The sequence below is a fragment of the Paenibacillus sp. J31P190 genome, from assembly GCF_059692075.1.
The window spans coordinates 65,197-83,450 of the sequence record NZ_JCAUAS010000001.1; the positions used below are offsets into that span (position 1 = coordinate 65,197).

Here is an 18,254-nt window from a genome sequence, read left to right on the forward strand (position 1 = left end):
CCCTTATCCCTAAAATGGGCAGAAACCACCCTCATTATAAACGAGAGTGGCTGCCTGCTTACCTCACAATTTCACTTGCTTAAGCAGTTCCATATTTAATTCGGTCACATTGGCCCTAGGCTCACCGAATACGCCAAGTTGACGCGTTTTTGTAAGCTGGTCAACCAGAGCATTCAGGTTTTTCTCAGAGATCCCTGTTTCCTTACTAATTCTCGGCACTTGGGCTTTTGCGCCTTCCGGTGATAAATCAGGATCGAAGCCGGAGCCGGAGACAGTGACTAAGTCCGCCGGTATATCCGTTAGATTAGGATTATCTTGCTTCAAGGCATCGATTTTCTCTGCCATCGCTGCTGCATAATCATTTGAAGCCACCGCTGTATTCGAGCCAGATGAAGCGGTCGGATCATACTTGGCTGCAGATGCTCTTGGATGGAAGAGCTTCGGCGACTCGAAACTTTGAGCTAGCAATTCCGATCCAATCACGACACCGCCTGATTCTATGAGACTTCCATTCGCTTGTTTAGGGAATAGGACCTGAGCCACACCTGTTGTTGCGAGTGGATAGATGAGCCCACAGACGATCATGAATAATAAAGACACCCGAACAGCTATTAAAACCGATTTCATAAAGCTATCTCCTCGTTTCTCTTTCTCTTTAAACGATATTTAATCCGTGAAGTACCATGTCTATGATTTTAATCCCGATGAAAGGCACAATCACACCGCCGATACCGTACAGCAAAATATTGCGCGACAACAATTTATCTGCTGACATCGCCCGATACTTAACACCCTTCATGGCAATGGGGATGAGCAGCGGAATGATGATTGCATTGAATATGAGCGCTGATAAAATAGCCGATTCCGGCGAAGCCAAATTCATAATATTCAAGGCCTGCAGCTGCGGCATAGCTAAGATAAACATCGCAGGAATGATCGCGAAATACTTGGCAATGTCGTTAGCGATAGAAAATGTTGTTAAAGCTCCGCGAGTGATCAGCAGTTGTTTACCGATGGAGATGACAGAAAGCAGCTTGGTCGGATCGGAATCCAGATCGATCATGTTGGCAGCTTCTTTCGCAGCCATCGTGCCTGAATTCATTGCCAAACCTACATCAGCTTGAGCAAGTGCAGGAGCATCATTCGTTCCGTCGCCAGTCATGGCTACAAGTTTACCTTCTTGCTGCTCTTTTTTGATCGCGGCAATTTTATCTTCCGGCTTCGCCTCAGCAATAAATTCGTCTACACCGGCCTCAAGTGCAATCGTCGCAGCTGTAAGTGGATTATCCCCTGTACACATGACCGTTTTGATTCCCATTGCCCGAAGTTCCGCAAATCGTTCCTTCAAGCCCGGTTTTACCGTGTCCTTGAGATAAATAACGCCGTAGATCCGCTCGTTAACTGCGACAGCCAACGGAGTGCCTCCGGCTTTGGCAATTCGGTTTGTGATTGCTTCTAAATCACTAGGAATTTTCCCGCCCCTAGCTGCTACATATTTCTTAATCGCATCGACTGCACCCTTACGGACTTGATTACCATCAGCTAAATTAAGTCCCGACATCCGTGTTTCAGCGGTAAACTCCACCACTTCTGCACCTTGATAGCTGTCTGCTGGCCAAGTCTGCCCAAGCTTGTTCGCAAGCTCCACAATGGAGCGTCCTTCAGGTGTTTCGTCTTTCACAGATGCTTGCAGGGCAGTAAAGATGATGTCTTTAGCTGGTACGTTATTCACTGGAACAAACTCCGAAGCCATCCGATTCCCGAATGTGATCGTACCTGTTTTATCTAGGATCATCGTATCAATGTCGCCAGCTGCTTCAACCGCCTTACCTGACATGGCAAGCACGTTGAATTGAGTTACGCGGTCCATTCCTGCAATGCCGATAGCTGACAAAAGTCCACCGATTGTCGTCGGAATGAGACAAACCAGCAGAGCAATCAGCGTGGAAATTTCCAATTTCACGTCCAAATACTTTGCCATCGGCACCATGGTCACAATGACGATTAAGAAGATCAAGGTCAGTACAGCTAGCAGCGTCGTTAAAGCAATTTCATTCGGCGTTTTCTGCCGTTTGGCGCCTTCCACGAGCGCAATCATGCGATCCAAAAACGATTCGCCAGGATCGGTCGTCACTTTGACAACGATATAGTCAGATGCTACCCGTGTTCCACCTGTAACGGATGAGAAGTCGCCGCCTGCTTCCTTGATAACCGGAGCGGATTCCCCTGTAATCGCTGACTCATCAATGGAGGCTAAGCCTTCAATGATCTCGCCGTCGGATGGGATGATCTCCCCGATTTCAATACGGACCACGTCTCCCTTACGGAGAGAAGTCGAAGACACATCCTTATAAGAACCATCCTTTTGAACCAAACGAGCCTTCGTATCGGATTTCGTCTTCCGCAGGGAATCCGCCTGCGCCTTGCCCCGCCCTTCCGCCAAAGCTTCAGCGAAATTAGCGAAAAGCAAAGTGAAAAGCAAGATCAAGAAAACAGCAATATTATAACCCCGCCCTACTTCTGTGGTACCAAATAGATCGGGTGCGAGTGAAAGCAGAAGCGTAATGACCGTACCGATCTCAACCACAAACATAACCGGATTTTTGATCATCACCCAAGGATTTAATTTTTTAAAGGAATCAGCGATAGCTTGATTCATAATTTCTTTTGTCATTGTTTTTTTACGTTCCACAGCCATGTGAATCATTCCTCTCTATTTCGTTTATCCTTTAGCGCGCCGCCAAATGTTCAGCAATCGGACCCAATGCCAGCGCCGGGAAGAACGTAAGAGCACCGATAACTAGAATAATCATGATTAAAATCCCCATAAATAAGGGTGTATTTGTACGCAATGTACCTGTTGTAACAGGGACGACACGCTTAGCAGCAAGTGAACCCGCAATGGCCAACATCGCGATGATTGAAATGTAACGGCCAAACAGCATGACCATACCGATACCCAAGTTGTAAAAGTTCGTATTGGCGCTTAACCCACCAAAAGCGGAGCCGTTATTGGCAGCACCTGACGTGAAAGCATACAGTACTTCAGATAACCCATGCATCCCCTGGTTGGATATCGAGGTAATAGATTCAGGCCGTATTAGTGCCCACGCTGTCGGCGCCAAAATGATAAGCGGATGAGTCAGAATAGCGATGGCCGCCAACTTTACTTCTTTTCCCTCGATCTTTTTACCTAAAAACTCTGGCGTACGCCCAACCATAAGTCCACAAATGAAAACCGATAAAATGAGGTAAAGCAAGCCGTTTAACAACCCAACCCCCTTACCCCCGAAGACATTGTTCAACATCATTTCTGCGAAAGGAACGATACTTCCGAGCGGTGTGAGCGATTCATGCATCGCGTTTACGCTGCCTGTTGTTGCAGCCGTGGTTACAGCTGTAAATAAGGCAGTCTCAGACAATCCGAACCTAACTTCCTTACCTTCCATATTGCCATGTACACCCATCGCATCAACCGCCGTTATACCCCGATACTCAGCATAGAATACAGTTGACAACATCACGATAAAAATGATCCCCATAGCAGCAAAGATCGTCCAGCCTTGCTTTTTGTTCTTAATCATTAGACCGAATGCGTAAACAAGAGATGTAGGCAGCAGCATCATACAAATAATATGGATCAAGTTAGACACCGGTGTCGGGTTTTCAAAAGGATGCGCAGCGTTCGTACCGAACCACCCGCCACCGTTTGTACCGATATGCTTAATCGATTCCAGAGAAGCAACTAGCCCTCGAGTAATCGTTTGCTGGGCTCCCTCCATTGTTGTAGCCTGCACGGCTCCCAGTAATGTTTGCGGAATACCTTGAAAAACTAAGACTAAGGCAACAATGAAGCTAAGCGGTAGAAATACCCTTATAATCGCTCTGGTCATATCCACATAGAAGTTACCCAGATTATCTTGACGGCCAATTAAACCGCGAATAAATGCAACCGCCACTGCAAATCCAGTTGCAGCCGATGTAAACATTGGGAACGTTATCGCTACCATTTGAGAGAAATAGGACAATGTATTTTCACCGCTATACGCTTGCCAGTTCGTATTTGTAATAAAAGAAACAGCTGTATTAAAAGCTAGTGCCGGAGGCATACTACCAATGCTGTCTGGATTTAGAGGCAAATATTTTTGAAGTCGAAATACCGCATATATCAAAAGCATCATGACCAAATTGAGTAATAAGACGGCTCCTACATACTTTTTCCAGCCCATCGCTTCCTCTTCTTTAACCCCCATCAAACGATAGGATACACGCTCAAAAGGACCAAAAACACGATCAAGACGACTCTTTTCATTTCCAAACACTTTAACCAAATAACTCCCCACAGGCTTCACCAAAAGCATGATAATACCCAGTGTAATGATCACCTGTAACAATCCCATACCCATAGTAGGTTCTCTCCTTGCTTACATAAGCTTATATTCTACGCTTAAAATTTCTCTGGTTTCACTAGAACAAAACCGAGATACACCATGATGGCAAATGCAATTAGTCCAATAACAATCATATGTTTGCCTCCTAAAAGGATTGGTCAGCACCCTCGTTATGGTGCATGCGTTCACGCTTTTTCACAGTATTTTGAAAACCCCCAAAACCCTAGAAATGTTAATGCCATTAATAAGACCATCGTTACATCGTTGTACATAACGCACCTCCTTGAAATCAGACAGAACCAAGTGCTTCCCTGAAACATTGTAACGCCGAACCGTATAAAAATGAGGTAAAGAATCTATAGCATCCGTATAAAAAAAGCATAAAAATGCTGGATTTAGAAAGAGATATACGGCACAGAATGCTCAACCAAAGGCCCTTATTTCTCTGAGTAGCTAGCTTTCCCACACTATCAACGACAAATAAGAGCCCCTAAAGGCTCTTATCCCGCTCCTTTAGCCACTTTCTGCGCAAATAGAAGCTCCCAAAGGCCCTTATTTCTCTGAGTAGTTAGCTTTCCCACACTATCAACGACAAATAAGAGCCTCTAAAGGCTCTTTTCCCGCTCCTTTAGCCACTTTCTGCGCAAATAGAAGCTCCCAAAGGCTCTTATTTCTCTGAGTAGCTAGCTTTCCCACCCTATCAACGACAAATAAGAGCCCCTAAAGGCTCTTATCCCGCTCCTTTAGCCACTTTCTGCGCAAATAGAAGCTCCCAAAGGCTCTTACTTCTCTGAGTAGCTGGCATTCCTACTCTATCAACGACAGATAAGAGCCCCTAAAGACTCTTATCCCGCTCCTTTAGTCACTTTCTACTTAAATAGAAGCTCCTAAAGGCTCTTATTTCTCTGAGTAGCTGGCATTCCTACCCTATCAACGACAAATAAGAGCCTCTAAAGGCTCTTATCCCGCTCCTTTAGCCACTTTCTGCGCAAATAGAAGCTCCCAAAGGCTCTTATTTCTCTGAATAGCTACTATGAAGTAAGGCCACCCTACTTATTTTTTCAAATGATAAGGTACTGTCGTTACGATAAGGTTCCTTTTGTAAAGCAGGAAAGCTCTAATAAGTAAGCTGGATTGGTTATGGAGAATATTTTGCCATCTTTTCTTAGGAATAAACTGTGGGATTAGGACCGTTACCCGGAAATTGGATTCAGTCGCCTTATGCTCGACCGTATCTATAAATTTCGTCAATGGTTGTACAATGCTCCGATATTGAGAATGTAATGTCACCAGCCTTATATCGGGTTGCCACGTATTCCATTTCTCCTCAAATTGTTTCTCGGCGTCTCGTTCGAAAGCCACATAAACGGCGATGATCTGATCAGGCGAAAGGGATTTGGCATAATTCAGGGAATTCTCTACCACATGCGTAATGCCCGCAACAGGCACAATCATCACATTTCCTTCAATAGGAATCGTTGGTTCACAAGTTGTAATTCGTAATTGTTCGCCAACGGCCTCATAGTGTTTTTTGATTTGATGAAAAATAAAAACAATAAGGGGCAAGAAGATGAGAACGGACCATACCTGCCCAAACTTGGTAATAAAGAAAATCATCATGACCGTAAAGCTCATGAATGCTCCAACTAAATTAATCGTTAATTTAACAATCCAGCCTTTCGGTTTCTCACGGATCCATTTCATCAACATGCCCGTCTGAGCTAAAGTAAATGGAATGAACACCCCGACAGCATACAGAGGGATTAAATGCTCCGTTTTTCCTTTGAAAAGGATGATTAACAAGATCGATGTAACCGCCAGGAAAATAATCCCGTTTGAATACCCTAGTCGATCTCCTCTAATCGTAAACATCCTTGCTATGAATTTATCCTTGGCCAGATTAACAGCTAGTAATGGGAAAGCGGAATATCCCGTATTCGCAGCGAGAACAAGAATCATAGCGGTTGTACCTTGGATGATGTAATACATGAAATTTCTGCCGAACGTTGCAGCAGCAATTTGTGAGACAACCGTTTCCTTATCCTTGGGAGATATCCCATAGTAATACGATAGATAAACGACTCCCGCAAATAAAATGGCAAGCAATAGGCCCATAGCCATCAATGTTTTGGAAGCATTTTTGGGAGCTGGATCTTCGAAGTTCGGAATGGCATTAGAGATAGCTTCAACCCCTGTTAAAGCAGAACTGCCCGAAGAGAACGCTCTTAGTAATAGAAACAAGGAGATTCCTGCAACAGGCGTGCCAGTTGGTGCATGCAGTTCAGCTGAGACATTCCCATTTACAATGTTATATAATCCGACACCAATTAAGATAAACAAAGCCAGAACAAATAGATACACAGGATAAGCTAAAATAGAAGCCGACTCCGTTATCCCCCTGAGATTTAAGATTGTAATGAATATAATCAGAGCAATGGCAATAACCACATTATAAGGATGTAAGTGCGGAAAGGCAGAAGTAATGGCATCCGTACCAGCCGAGATACTGACCGCCACCGTTAGTATGTAGTCAACTAAAAGGGAACCTCCTGCAAATAAACCCGCGTTCATCCCGAGATTTTCTTTCGATACGACATAGGCCCCGCCTCCGTGCGGATAGGCATATATGATTTGTTGATATGACAAAATAAGTGCTAATAAAAGAAACAGAACGCCTATTGCGATAGGAATTGTGTACCAATAAGCCACAGTACTTACAGTAATCAAAACGAGTAGAATCTGCTCAGGCCCATAAGCAACGGATGATAAAGCGTCGGAAGAGAGGATAGCTAAAGCTTTCTTTTTATTAAGCTTCTGTTCCCCTAGTTCGTTTGACTTTAATGGCTGACCGATTAAAAATCGTTTAATTACAGATAACATGATTAACACCTGCCATGTTTTTTTAAGTTCATTTCATTTTACCCAATTGAGTAAAAAAAGAATCATATACTTTGGGAACAGATGATCAGCTTTAACTAAATTTCAACATATATCCATATAAAAATACCCTCTCACTTCAAACTGTCGGTCACCCTGTTCCTACGAACGGCACAAGGTCTTCATCTGTCTGCCCGCCGACAAAAGAAGTGTTTTTTCATCAAAGGATTCGACAAGACTCAAATTGAATAAATATCGTACTACACATAGAAAGGTTGTGGCTTCCCTGTACTCACACGAAGATTTAATTTCAATTCGACTCGGGGTCATGCTCATTGTTGTTCCAATACTGGGAGTCGCATCACTTTATTTGATTAGTTAAATTGTTAAACACAAGAGCCTAACACTCCACAGGAAAGGTTGTGCAGCCTTGAAACGGATTTTCTGGTGGTTCAAACCGAAGTCAGTGAATGTAATGGGGTACATTCGGCTTCACGGCACTTGGTATGTGATACATGAGTAGAATTCATAGCAGCATGAATATGGACTGCAACTGTTACTGTAAAGCCCTTCGGGGCTTTTTTTAATTCGCGATTAATAAACAAAAAAAACGACCCACCGCCATTAAAGGCATTGGATCGTCTTTCGAATACAAGTAAGAGTTATTGAACGAAGTTTGTAAAACTGGGATGCGGTCGGAGGGATTTGAACCCTCACGCCTTGTGAGCGCCACCCCCTCAAGATGGACTATGCTTTATGCTTAAGACCGGTAAAATCCGTTAAATCCCTGATTTACAAGGGTTCCCAGAGTTCTAATTCCGTTCACTTCTGTTGGTTTATGATGCCATATGTGGAATTTCGTCCCCATTTCGTCCCCAAACTAGGCCCCAATAAAAACATGTTGAACATTCTCTGTATGCGAGTCAATCAGGCTTCGTCTAGAAACTGCTTCAATCCGTTTGAAGCCATGATTTTGCTGGATTCTTCGACTCTACTTTCGGCCCTAAAAGGTAGCTTATAGATGGTTCCTGCTACATATTATCACCAGTTTAACACCAATTTTTCACCAATAAGTAACAACATGCTCTTCATTGGGTGCTTGTAAACGACCGGGAGGTTGACCTCTTACTGTTTCATAAGTCAAATCAATCAAAGAAAGACTTTCTGTTCTTCCGTCGACACCGTGACATAAATGATGCTTCCTATCTTGCTAGCTCCAGCTTTTCCTTCACGAGCTCCTCACGCATCCCCGCAAACTTTCCAATGACCTCATCCGCAATCAGATTTTGTTGGAACATTGTCAATTTCAAAATTTTGCTCTTGAAAATCACCTTCTGGATGACCCGGTCAATCTCTTTTATCTGCCTTGTAATCTCGGAAATACTCTCGCGAGCAGCCTGCGTCCGTCTACGTTGAAACTCTTTAAACGCCTTCTCCTGCATTTCTCGACATTTATCCAGAGCGTCTAATCGAACAGCCTCCAACAACCCATCGATAATCTCATCCCACATTGGCTAAACCTTGGAAATGAGTGTAGTCATCCATATATGCAGATTAGCAGCATACGTTTCTTTCGCACCTTCCGGCACATTCGCATTGGTCAGAATATCGTTAGCCTTATCCATGACCTGAAGAATCAGATTACCGCGCTCAATTACGGAGAGCCGATCCTCCTGTGCTTTCTTGACATAGGCATCGGCCTCTAAAAGCATTTTATAGCCTTCCGCTTCTATCAGAGCAACCGAGTTTTTCGTATCGGAGTAGGTCTTAGCAATATGCTCAATCGTGGAAATGACATCGGGTATTTTGCCAATTAAATTTTTCAGAGCTTCTTGCTTAAGGGCATCCGTATCCATACCGGGCAATTTACTTTGCCCCGGCATTATCACTTCAACCTTCGGTTCTCGCGGAATCAAGTTTTTATCTGTCATGGTCAGCTACTCCTAAATCCAAAATAGTATGAATATGCTCTCGCTCTTGTTGAATCATTTCGATTAGTTTCTCAAAGCCTTCAAGATGGTATTGGTCATTATCAAGATGCGCATTCAGCATTTCTTCGTGTTCCAAGCAGGTTGTATCAAAATGCTCGTTCACAAGAACCAAGGTTTCTTGTATAGATAAACCAAGCTCTTCAATAATTTTAGGGTTGAGCTCATCCGCCCACTTATGTAAAGACTTTCCGATACTATCTTTAAGCTTCCCTTGCCATGTTGCGACGCCCCATAAATAAAAGCCAATCTCAATGAGTACGGCAATCACGTTCCCGATCGCCCTCGTACTTGTCAAGCCTAGCTTCGCCAGAATGTGAGCTACTTGGTTATGGACTTCTCTGGAGAACGTTTTATTAAATAATCTACCGATTTGCTTTAATGCCATTTTACCAAAATTAGCAACTCCGGCCCCGGCTCCACCTCGGCCTCCGAATCGTTGGAAAAATTGAAAAGCCACATTCTTAAGGCCTTCGTTTAAAATCCCCTTAAGTGCATTTTTCTTCAGCTTCTCAAACTTATCAACAATCAAATTCACATTCCGGGTGTAGCTGCCAATGGCTGTATTCGCAAGCTCCTCAATCTCTTGATTCAAGCTCTCTAAGTGATGAATCATCAGCTCCCCTGTGCGTCTGCAGGCAAGGTTTGCTTCCCGTGGCAGCACATGCGATTGGATAAAAGCATTGCAATCGGCTGCATGGGTCCATCGGTTGGACGTATCAATATGTTCATTGCACGCATTTGAGATCACATCTTGCTCTTGACTAACATGTGCTTTCAGTTCTTCGATCATTTCATTCCTGCGTTGCAAAACAAGGTCCTTTATTTTCCTTTGACTATCCCGGAACAATACGATCTCTTCCCTTAACAACTCCCTTTGCTCCGAATCAAGCTCCATCATTTGCCATTTGGTCATAGCAGCGCTTTCCAGATTTTCATAGATGGATTGCAAAACTAGCTTCGCTCGTTCAAGCCATGCTCTGGTTCGTTCCGGCAAAGCCATCTCCTGACCTAGCCATTGCCATACTTGATCTGCCTGGGGAACCGGCGCTCCCGCTTGCTCGGCTACAAGAAACATTTGAACTTCACGCCCAATAAGAGTCTGTACATGCTTTCGAATCTCCGCAACACGGCGGTCCGATTCATCTGCTCCAATGGGAACACGATTAATGACAAGCAGCAATGGAGGGAGATCATTCTCAAACACTTGGTGTAATAGCTCTAAAAATTGTTTATCCGCTTCGACGATCCCACTTCGGTGCATCACGCAAAGAACAAGATAATCCGCTTCGGGGATAAAATTATTAAGTACCTCCGTATGCTGTTCGTAGATGGAATCATAACCAGGCGTGTCCAAGATATGAGCCTCTACTTCCATACCCATAGAAGTTTGAATTTGTAACCTCCGCAGCGTAAGCACAGGCTCGACGAATTGTTGGTCGAACCGCTCCTCCGATATCTCTTCCCTTTTCCCATTATGATGTACAATCGCATAAGACTCTACATAATCCGCTCCACCAATCACCTCGGTAACGATAGGGGTCGTAGGCTCAGGGGATACTTTGAGCTTCTCTCTTCCAATAAGGCTATTGATAATGCTGGTTTTCCCAGCGCTCGTTCGTCCAACAAACGTCATATAAAACGAAGGCTGCTTTAGCTTATCCAGAAGAGCTTCTGCGGCTCCTTGCATCGTTGAAAAGCCTATTCTCTTAGCAAGCTCGCAAGCTCGCTCAGTGGAGTCTATTAGCAAGTTGCGTTCATATTCAAACGTTCTCACAAGGCAGGCTCTCCCTTCAACGCAAGGCTCGCATTTTCCAATTCAGCTTTACCGTTCTTTAGGATTTGCAATCGTCTCTTGGTATCCTCTGAGAGCTGATCACGGTCATCCATACATTCCTCTAAGATTACTTGACGCTGAGTAAACTGACTTTCAATTTGATTCAGCTCATCGATAAGGAGCTTTTCAAGCGCTTGGATAAGCTGCGTCTTGTAACGCTGTGTTTCCTTCGTAACCATTTCTTGAAGCTGTCCTATAACATCTGCAACGATCGATTTTGACGCTTTTCTTGCCCCGGCCTTCCTCCGTCTTTCTACTTCCGATTTAATGGAGAAACCGAGCAGATTCCCGACCACGGCCGCTACCGCAATCGCCCCTCCAATCACCCAACCCACAGGATTAGAAACGATTAATCCAAGCAGATAAGGGGCTGCTGCCACCAGCCCTAAGCTAAGCAGTGCAGGTGCAGCCCGCTCATACTTGAAGCTTCCTTCCGAATGAACCTCAAAGGAAATCCTCGGGTTCGTTTCATTCACTTGCTTGAGGATCGACTCAAAATCCGTGAGAATCTTCTTCACCATCTCTTGGATCCGGTATTGCAGCTCATTTACAACCAACAGCTGGGCCTCTTGAAGCTGCTCCGTCACAATGGTTTCAAAATAAGAACCATCGTAAATGCCGGCAGATATTTTATCGTCAATACGTTTCGCGGCACCTTCTTCTACTTCCTCAACGAAGCAAGATATCTTCCTACGGACATCACGGGACAAATTCTCCGCCTCGGATTGCAGCTCCTCGAAACGGACATTAATTTTTTCGCGTTCCTCATGGAATTTTTTCCTTTCAACATCAAGCTCCGTCTTCGCTGTCTCCATGTCTTTTTCCAAGTCTCTTAAAATGGACCCATATATACGTTCACTTTCAAGGATCTTCTGCCCCATCCATTGAACATTATCCCTCATGACCTCTTGGGACCATATCTTCATGCTTTCTTCTAGTCGGTTTTCAACCCCCTTAATACCGGACCTCTCGCGTAGACTCAGATCCTTAGTGTAGGTCGCTTTCACCGCATCTTTTACTTGTACCGGTATAATTTGCTGTTCGTATCGTACGCCAAGCTCCAGAGAAATTTTCTCCAGCACCTCCTGGTTGTGCTTCATTCCGCCATCAAGCTCACGTTTAGTCTCGTTCTCCCACCAATTTTGCACAAAATAGGTGTTGGATAATTGTGGCCATACGGCTTTAAGAAACAACGATTCTATGCGAGTGATCGGGGGAACCGTGCGCAAAAGGAAAATAGCGCCCGAGCATGACATGATGTAATTCATGGTTGTCTCTTGGTTTGCGGAACTTAAGCTAGCCACTCCGGGCAGGTCTACAAATACTACATCGGGACGCAGAAGATGAGAATAGATATGTAGTTCAATATGATGTACCCCTAATTGGTTGTCAGGGTTGAATTCATGATTCACAAAACGGTTTAATACTTCCCGGTCAACGGCAACGTTTTCTATTTGTCCATCCTTATAATGAACGATACCGCGATGGCCTTCAACTTCGCTTTTATGGATCTCAACCGGAATGCAAGTCGTTTCATCCGCTTCTACAGGCAGAATGTCGTCACCGACAACAAGCGCATTCAGAAGAGAGCTCTTTCCCGCTCCCTGAATACCAAGCACCGCAATCACAAACTTCTTTGCGGAAACACTTTGCTTTCTGCTTGCAAGAACTTGGTCAAATGATGATTTGGAATGCTCATCCGGAAGAATGTGGTGAATGGTGTTGATGAGCTGCTCATCGTTTAATAATTGAATGATCGAGGACATCTAAAAAGCCTCCTACTGTCGTTGATTTTTTCTTGCCTTCTCAAGAGCTTTCTGCTTTCCGAAGAAAAAGGAAATATACCCGGGAACAGATTGTATAAGAGCTTGTTCATCACGGTAGGCTCTCAAATCCTCTTGCTGCTGTTCGATGCGATTAGACAGCCGGTTAAGACGTTCTTCGAATCCATTTTGAAGAGAGCTCATCTGCTCGTCCATTCCGGAGAAGTGCCCCTGAACAGAGGCTGCCGCTTCTTGCATCACCTGATATTGCAATTGATGACTATCTTTAATTGCTGCTTTTAAAACCGTCAGTTCGCTCAGCAGATGGACCAGAACGTCCTCCAATTTCACCTGCAGCTGCTTACTGGCCTGAAGATTCTCCTCCGCCTTGGTCAAGGTCGAGGATTGCACCTGATCCGCTGCTTCAAGAAGAAGCTTTGTTACCTTTTCGAACTTTTTATCGCCACCCTGATCCATCATCTTCAAGGCATGAATAATCGACTCTTCCAACTCTTCTATTTGATGCTGCTTAGCTAGTTTAGCTTGTTTCAAAACATCTTCAATGCCGCCTTGTACAGCCTGTTGAAGCTCACTCATAATTCGTTCTGTTTCTTGGTCAACAAATAACGTGATCGGATCGTCAGTTGGAATGCTCACAGCGCTTAGTTCCTTTCTTTTTCCATACTTTTAGCTTCGAAGTGCCAAAGAAATTTCCTTAAAGAATTGACCAGCTTCGTTTCTGTTGATTGCATGATCCAGCCTAGGGAACAGGGTGAACATCTTCCGAAGTGCATCCTGCTCTTCCCCTTTGCCAGCTTGCCAAGCAAATTGATCTGCCGTATGAAATAAAGCTGTATAGAGGGGATTATCATGAATCACAATGCTCGTGGGATTCTTGATTGATGCAAAGTCCATAAGCTCTCTGTAGCTCTTATAAGCCATTGATATCCCGGCATCCTGGATATACTCTTGTAGTGACTGTAATACGAATACGTAAGGCATCGTTTTCATGATATTTAGAATCAAATGGCTTCTTAAAAATTTTTGGGTCACCCCTAGTTGATGGATATCCAATTGGATCAATGCAAAGCCCTTCATCTGAACCGATTCGTCTATATCCTGTCTAATCGTCAAGTACGCTTTTTCGAAAGGAAGTTCGGTTTGTTTTAGCTTGAAGCGAATCGTTCTTGTTTCTTTTTCTGAAAATCGGGGTTGAACACCAAACATGCCGTTAAAAGCTTGATCCATCCAATGCGAATCTCGGCCAAAAAACCAGAGATCTTGGGCTATCTGATCCTGTGAGTGGCGCTTAAAATGGTTCGTTATGATCGCTTGTGCGTAAGTCCGTTGCTGCTTTTTTGCTAGTGCAATCAAGGATTTGGTATAGGAAAATTGACGAGAGCCCATGATCATAGTCGTGAGTTCTTGAACTGGCTGCTCAACAACAGGTGGCTCAAATTTGAGATCCGGCTCTTCCTCTCTACTATACCTCCGGCCGAACCACTTTGATTCTATTAATTCAAGATTTTTGATGAAATGCTTTAACACTTCAGAATCTTTCGGTTTATTATTTCTAGCTGCAATGATCTGCTCTCTTCTTATCGTTTCTTCCTTAATGGCTCGGTATCCCTTTTCTTTCTCCTGTTGCCAGGAGATTAGAAAAGCTTCGAGAAGCTTGTCAAAGCGATCCAAATACAATTTGAATTCCTCAAGTGTCTTATAGATATTAACAACTGAAATTTCTTTTTCTGTCGTAATCGTCTCATAATCACTTTCTCCAGTAAAAAAACGCTTTACTTTACTTAACCCAAGAAATCCATTAGATTTTTTCTCTTTTCGAGTTGTGATCTTCGTTTTTGTTTGTTTATAAATTTCTAGCGTATCATCAGGTACAAACTTGCGATGGTGAGAACGAACATCTTCCATAGTAAGATTTAATGTACCTAAAAGCTTTTCCTCCTTTTTATCCCAGGAGTCTGTAAACTGAAGCACATTTCTCTGAACTTGCAGTGCATTTTTATGTAGGCTTTTGCCAGCTGCTAGTAAGTCCTTCTCATTGATCCGTTCTGCATCATGCTTTAGGTTTTGATTACGGATCTCGGTTAATTGATCGGCAAGTTGCCTTCTTCCCTCTTTAATTTGAGTATCGATTTGACCGTTCGTCCATTCGGCTTCATCAAGGAAATCTTCCACTTGATTTCGCGTCGTGCTCCAGTTTCCAATTACCTCAACCGTAATTTGTTCATCTTGATTATAGGTATGAAGGTCTGCCAGAGCGCGCTCTTTTATAACATCCAAATGTCTTAACAGTTGATTTAAGCGTCTATAGGATCGCTGTCCTTCCATCTGCTCGCAGATAGTATGGATGTAGCTAAGGAGAGGCTGCAATCTGGACTTCATCCAAAACTCGATAAGGTTACCACCTTTCGACTTTAAGCCATCTAAAGCAGAGACTTGAAACACTGGAGCCTGTCTTAATGTCTTGTTGGAAGTCTCACTCAATATCTTCTCAATTCGCAGACGCAATCGCTGCTCGACATCTTGCACAGTTCTACGGATAGCCCCACCCGAGGTGAATTCGGAAGTTACGCAATCTATAAAATTTTGTGCTATAAGTACAGGTTTATTTTCCAACGCGATCTGATTTAACGCGTGCAAGTTAGATTGGTCACTGTTCGCTTTTGTAGTCGTAAGATACAGAACTAGATCAACAGTCGGTACCAACTGACGTAATGCAATTTCTTCATGGCCTTCCAGGCCAAAAGCATCTAGGCCAGGAGAATCGACAATTTCAATGTTATTTCCGATGAGGAACTCTGGGAACTCGAGACAAATTTCATCGATTTGTTCTTCGTTCCCCGGATTTCTTAACTCATCCGCATATCTAGCAATGACCTTTTTATTAAAATTATTTTTAGTTAGAGACTGTGTAGTTCCATCTTTTCGAATAAGTGTACCTTTTCGCGTTAAACTTTTTTTACAAGATACTAATACCCCGGATGTTGGCCTTGCTTCTTGGGGCAAAATTTCTTCTCCGCAGAATGCGTTAATGAGGGTAGATTTCCCGGAGCTGGTTACACCAAGAACTCCAATGCGCCAGCTAGACCTTGTCCAGTTCAAGCTTCGCTTATGAATCCACTCCAGGTCACCCTGGACATAGATCGCCGGGATTTCGGGGTGAATCAAAGCCCATTCTAATTCTTGAAGTATCTCTAATTCCTTCATAAGTCACGTCCTTTAACATATGGAAGCTATCGTGTACCGGAGATATGCAAGCCACCCAACATTCTGTGCATAATTACAATATCACATGGGGTTGGACATATCCTGTCCAATTGAGCATTCCTACCCATTAGAATAATTCATTCTCATCTCATCAATGGTTTGGATCATCTCAGCCCGAAAGTGAGAAGGCATTAACACCTCTATGTACTGCGCCTGACTCAGCAGCCACATTTTAATCCCCCGGCCGAATACTTCCGTTTTGACAATGTATTGCTCCCCGTCTTTTGTGATATACGCGTTGGGCAAACGGTCTACGACTGCTTCAATAGAAAGTCCTCTATATCGAAATACTACTTTAAGCAGCTCTCCGCTTTGCATAAATTGGATCTTTTGACGGAACTGCCCTTCCTGAAACCGGTCCTGTTCACGAGGGGAAAACCGCTTATCCGTAACCTGACAACGACGAATACGGTCAATACGATAAATGGCCGGGTATTCCTTATCCTGTTTATGGAGATGGGCAATGAGATAGAAGTAGTATTCGGAGAAGATAATGCCTAACGGTTCGACGGTCCGGTTTACCTCCTCATCCGTTCCCGCCTTCTCATAACCAAGCTCCAAAATGCGCCGTTCTCTTACAGCCTGATTGATTTCCCATAAAATACGGAATAGCGGTCGATTATGACTAACGGCTTGATAGAGAAATCGCTCATTATTAATGGCATCCAGAACTTGTTTTCGATCCTGTTTGGCACATTGGTCAGCCAACTTATCTAGGAGCAGATCTAACTCGTCCTTTAGCAGTGCACGGCTTTCCAGCAAGATTTTGGCCATTACCATAATCTCTTGGGCTGTGAGCCATTGAATACGGTCGGATTCTAAAATATATCCCTTGGCGCTATGACTATAGCTGACAACATCCTTTCCTTCTCCTCTGGAGAAATCCGCAAAGTAAATTCGCAGGTCCTCTAGATCCCTTTGAATCGTCTTTTCACTTACGCCAAACTCTTCTGCAACAGATCTCTTAGAAATACACGCCCCTTGGAGAAACCGCTCGAATAACTGCAGCAATCTCATGACTTTTTGTAATCCATATGTAGATTCTTGAATCATGCGCTATCACTTCCTATTACGATGATGATGGAATATAAGAGTGGACATGAACTGTCCAACTTGGATGATAAACTAGTTACAAGTAAAGAAGTAAATCTTAGGAGGATTCAGCTATGGTTATATCATGCGAGAAAATCATTGAGCAGTTATCAATTGACAAAGAGGCTTTCTTACAATGGTTAATCCGAGATGGATATATAATTTATAAATAATAAAAAGCCCCCTGCATCCAAACAGGGGGCTAGGAACAAGCAAAGCTGCAATATTACCCCTGCTGTCTTGACTGCTGTAGACCTATAGCTTTGCGTTATAATTTTCAATAGGCTTATCTTTTGCTAACTAACATATAGTTCTTATGGCTCATATATTTTTCCTGTAGTATTAATAATACGGCAAAAAAAGGATGTTGTCGACAGAATTTTACCATTGTTGGAAGAAATCTGCGATAACAACGTCCGCCTCAGATCCTATGTCTATCGTATACTTTTGGAGCATGGAGAGGGATTGGGTATGGGATTCCAACCGTTTCTTGAAATCATGTTTCATTGAATTTACTCCGCGGTAATAACATGATTTCAAATACGAACGCTATCGCTTCTCCCCCCATACCCTATGTCAAAAAAGACGCTGTATACCAGCGTCTTTGTGCTTCCTTTGACCCTCTGAATGCCGAGCTATTATGTACTACTAGCATCTAATCTCCAAGTAAATAATCTAAGTTGTTGGTCAAGATTCCATCCGGATTCGTTCGCAGATAACCGGCTCCCTCGCCATCACGAATATACGATTTAGTCACGGTTCCATCTTCTTTAATATACCCATGAACCAAATGTGGTTTAACGATATGCACTTTCAAAGGAGGCATCGTAAATTTATGGGACGTACTCAATGGATCAACATGGTGCATAATAGTTTCATTTCCGAATATGCCATGGGAACTGTCTGGAAAGAGATTATGCGAATGATGCTGATGCTGATGATCCATAAGATCCTGATGATCTCCAAAAGAATTTCCGTGATGATTCAGGTTATCGTGGTTCGGAGTTAAATCGCTCATTGA

General features: G+C 43.5%; 14 protein-coding genes. All 14 read right to left on the bottom strand.

What is annotated here, in order from left to right:
* Positions 1-63: 63 nt before the first annotated feature.
* The 14 genes from kdpC to AC58U0_RS00385 all read right to left on the bottom strand — a co-directional run bounded on the left by kdpC (position 64) and on the right by AC58U0_RS00385 (position 18,251).
* Positions 64-627 (bottom strand): potassium-transporting ATPase subunit KdpC, encoded by a 564-nt coding sequence (gene kdpC / locus AC58U0_RS00320; protein ID WP_497377028.1) that lies wholly within the window; start codon positions 625-627, stop codon positions 64-66.
* A 28-nt stretch (positions 628-655) separates the two neighbouring features.
* Positions 656-2,698 (bottom strand): potassium-transporting ATPase subunit KdpB, encoded by a 2,043-nt coding sequence (gene kdpB, locus AC58U0_RS00325; RefSeq protein WP_497377029.1) that lies wholly within the window; start codon positions 2,696-2,698, stop codon positions 656-658.
* A gap of 31 nt (positions 2,699-2,729) precedes the next feature.
* A complete protein-coding gene (gene kdpA, locus AC58U0_RS00330) occupies positions 2,730-4,400 on the bottom strand; it encodes a potassium-transporting ATPase subunit KdpA (RefSeq protein ID WP_497377665.1) in 1,671 nt (556 codons plus the stop codon).
* A 47-nt stretch (positions 4,401-4,447) separates the two neighbouring features.
* A complete protein-coding gene (locus AC58U0_RS00335; RefSeq protein WP_082562338.1) occupies positions 4,448-4,525 on the bottom strand; it encodes a potassium-transporting ATPase subunit F in 78 nt (25 codons plus the stop codon).
* A gap of 919 nt (positions 4,526-5,444) precedes the next feature.
* Positions 5,445-7,271 carry an APC family permease gene (locus AC58U0_RS00340; protein ID WP_497377030.1) on the bottom strand — a complete coding sequence of 609 codons (1,827 nt, stop codon included), beginning with the start codon at positions 7,269-7,271 and terminating at the stop codon, positions 5,445-5,447.
* Between the two features lie 1,199 nt (positions 7,272-8,470).
* Positions 8,471-8,779, bottom strand: coding sequence for a hypothetical protein (locus tag AC58U0_RS00345; RefSeq protein WP_497377031.1), 309 nt, complete (start codon positions 8,777-8,779; stop codon positions 8,471-8,473).
* A 3-nt stretch (positions 8,780-8,782) separates the two neighbouring features.
* Positions 8,783-9,199, bottom strand: coding sequence for a hypothetical protein (locus AC58U0_RS00350; RefSeq protein ID WP_497377032.1), 417 nt, complete (start codon positions 9,197-9,199; stop codon positions 8,783-8,785).
* Positions 9,189-11,033 (bottom strand): dynamin family protein, encoded by a 1,845-nt coding sequence (locus AC58U0_RS00355; protein WP_497377033.1) that lies wholly within the window; start codon positions 11,031-11,033, stop codon positions 9,189-9,191. Before AC58U0_RS00355 ends, AC58U0_RS00350 begins: the two co-directional genes overlap by 11 nt.
* Complete coding sequence (locus AC58U0_RS00360; RefSeq protein ID WP_497377034.1) at positions 11,030-12,859, bottom strand: dynamin family protein; 1,830 nt, start codon at positions 12,857-12,859, stop codon at positions 11,030-11,032. The genes AC58U0_RS00355 and AC58U0_RS00360 overlap by 4 nt, the downstream gene beginning before the upstream one ends.
* Before the next feature lie 12 nt (positions 12,860-12,871).
* Entirely contained in the window at positions 12,872-13,513 is a 642-nt protein-coding gene (locus tag AC58U0_RS00365) for a hypothetical protein (protein ID WP_497377035.1), read from the bottom strand.
* A gap of 30 nt (positions 13,514-13,543) precedes the next feature.
* Entirely contained in the window at positions 13,544-16,081 is a 2,538-nt protein-coding gene (locus tag AC58U0_RS00370; RefSeq protein ID WP_497377036.1) for a dynamin family protein, read from the bottom strand.
* A 120-nt stretch (positions 16,082-16,201) separates the two neighbouring features.
* A complete protein-coding gene (locus AC58U0_RS00375) occupies positions 16,202-17,194 on the bottom strand; it encodes a helix-turn-helix transcriptional regulator (RefSeq protein ID WP_497377037.1) in 993 nt (330 codons plus the stop codon).
* Between the two features lie 420 nt (positions 17,195-17,614).
* Positions 17,615-17,740, bottom strand: coding sequence for a hypothetical protein (locus AC58U0_RS00380; RefSeq protein ID WP_497377038.1), 126 nt, complete (start codon positions 17,738-17,740; stop codon positions 17,615-17,617).
* Positions 17,741-17,888: 148 nt separating this feature from the next.
* The gene (locus tag AC58U0_RS00385) at positions 17,889-18,251 is read right to left on the bottom strand and encodes a DUF3892 domain-containing protein (protein WP_497377039.1); all 363 of its coding nucleotides are present in this window, start codon (positions 18,249-18,251) and stop codon (positions 17,889-17,891) included.
* Positions 18,252-18,254 lie beyond the last annotated feature (3 nt).

Bases quoted from the DNA above. Each gene is read 5' to 3' on its own strand.
- kdpB (WP_497377029.1), bottom strand. From the start codon at position 2,698: ATGGCTGTGGAACGTAAAAAAACAATGACAAAAGAAATTATGAATCAA.
- kdpC (WP_497377028.1), bottom strand. From the start codon at position 627: ATGAAATCGGTTTTAATAGCTGTTCGGGTGTCTTTATTATTCATGATC.
- AC58U0_RS00385 (WP_497377039.1), bottom strand. From the start codon at position 18,251: ATGAGCGATTTAACTCCGAACCACGATAACCTGAATCATCACGGAAAT.
- AC58U0_RS00350 (WP_497377032.1), bottom strand. From the start codon at position 9,199: ATGACAGATAAAAACTTGATTCCGCGAGAACCGAAGGTTGAAGTGATA.
- AC58U0_RS00340 (WP_497377030.1), bottom strand. From the start codon at position 7,271: ATGTTATCTGTAATTAAACGATTTTTAATCGGTCAGCCATTAAAGTCA.
- AC58U0_RS00380 (WP_497377038.1), bottom strand. From the start codon at position 17,740: ATGAAACATGATTTCAAGAAACGGTTGGAATCCCATACCCAATCCCTC.
- AC58U0_RS00345 (WP_497377031.1), bottom strand. From the start codon at position 8,779: ATGTGGGATGAGATTATCGATGGGTTGTTGGAGGCTGTTCGATTAGAC.
- AC58U0_RS00375 (WP_497377037.1), bottom strand. From the start codon at position 17,194: ATGATTCAAGAATCTACATATGGATTACAAAAAGTCATGAGATTGCTG.
- AC58U0_RS00360 (WP_497377034.1), bottom strand. From the start codon at position 12,859: ATGTCCTCGATCATTCAATTATTAAACGATGAGCAGCTCATCAACACC.
- kdpA (WP_497377665.1), bottom strand. From the start codon at position 4,400: ATGGGATTGTTACAGGTGATCATTACACTGGGTATTATCATGCTTTTG.
- AC58U0_RS00370 (WP_497377036.1), bottom strand. From the start codon at position 16,081: ATGAAGGAATTAGAGATACTTCAAGAATTAGAATGGGCTTTGATTCAC.
- AC58U0_RS00335 (WP_082562338.1), bottom strand. From the start codon at position 4,525: ATGATTGTTATTGGACTAATTGCATTTGCCATCATGGTGTATCTCGGT.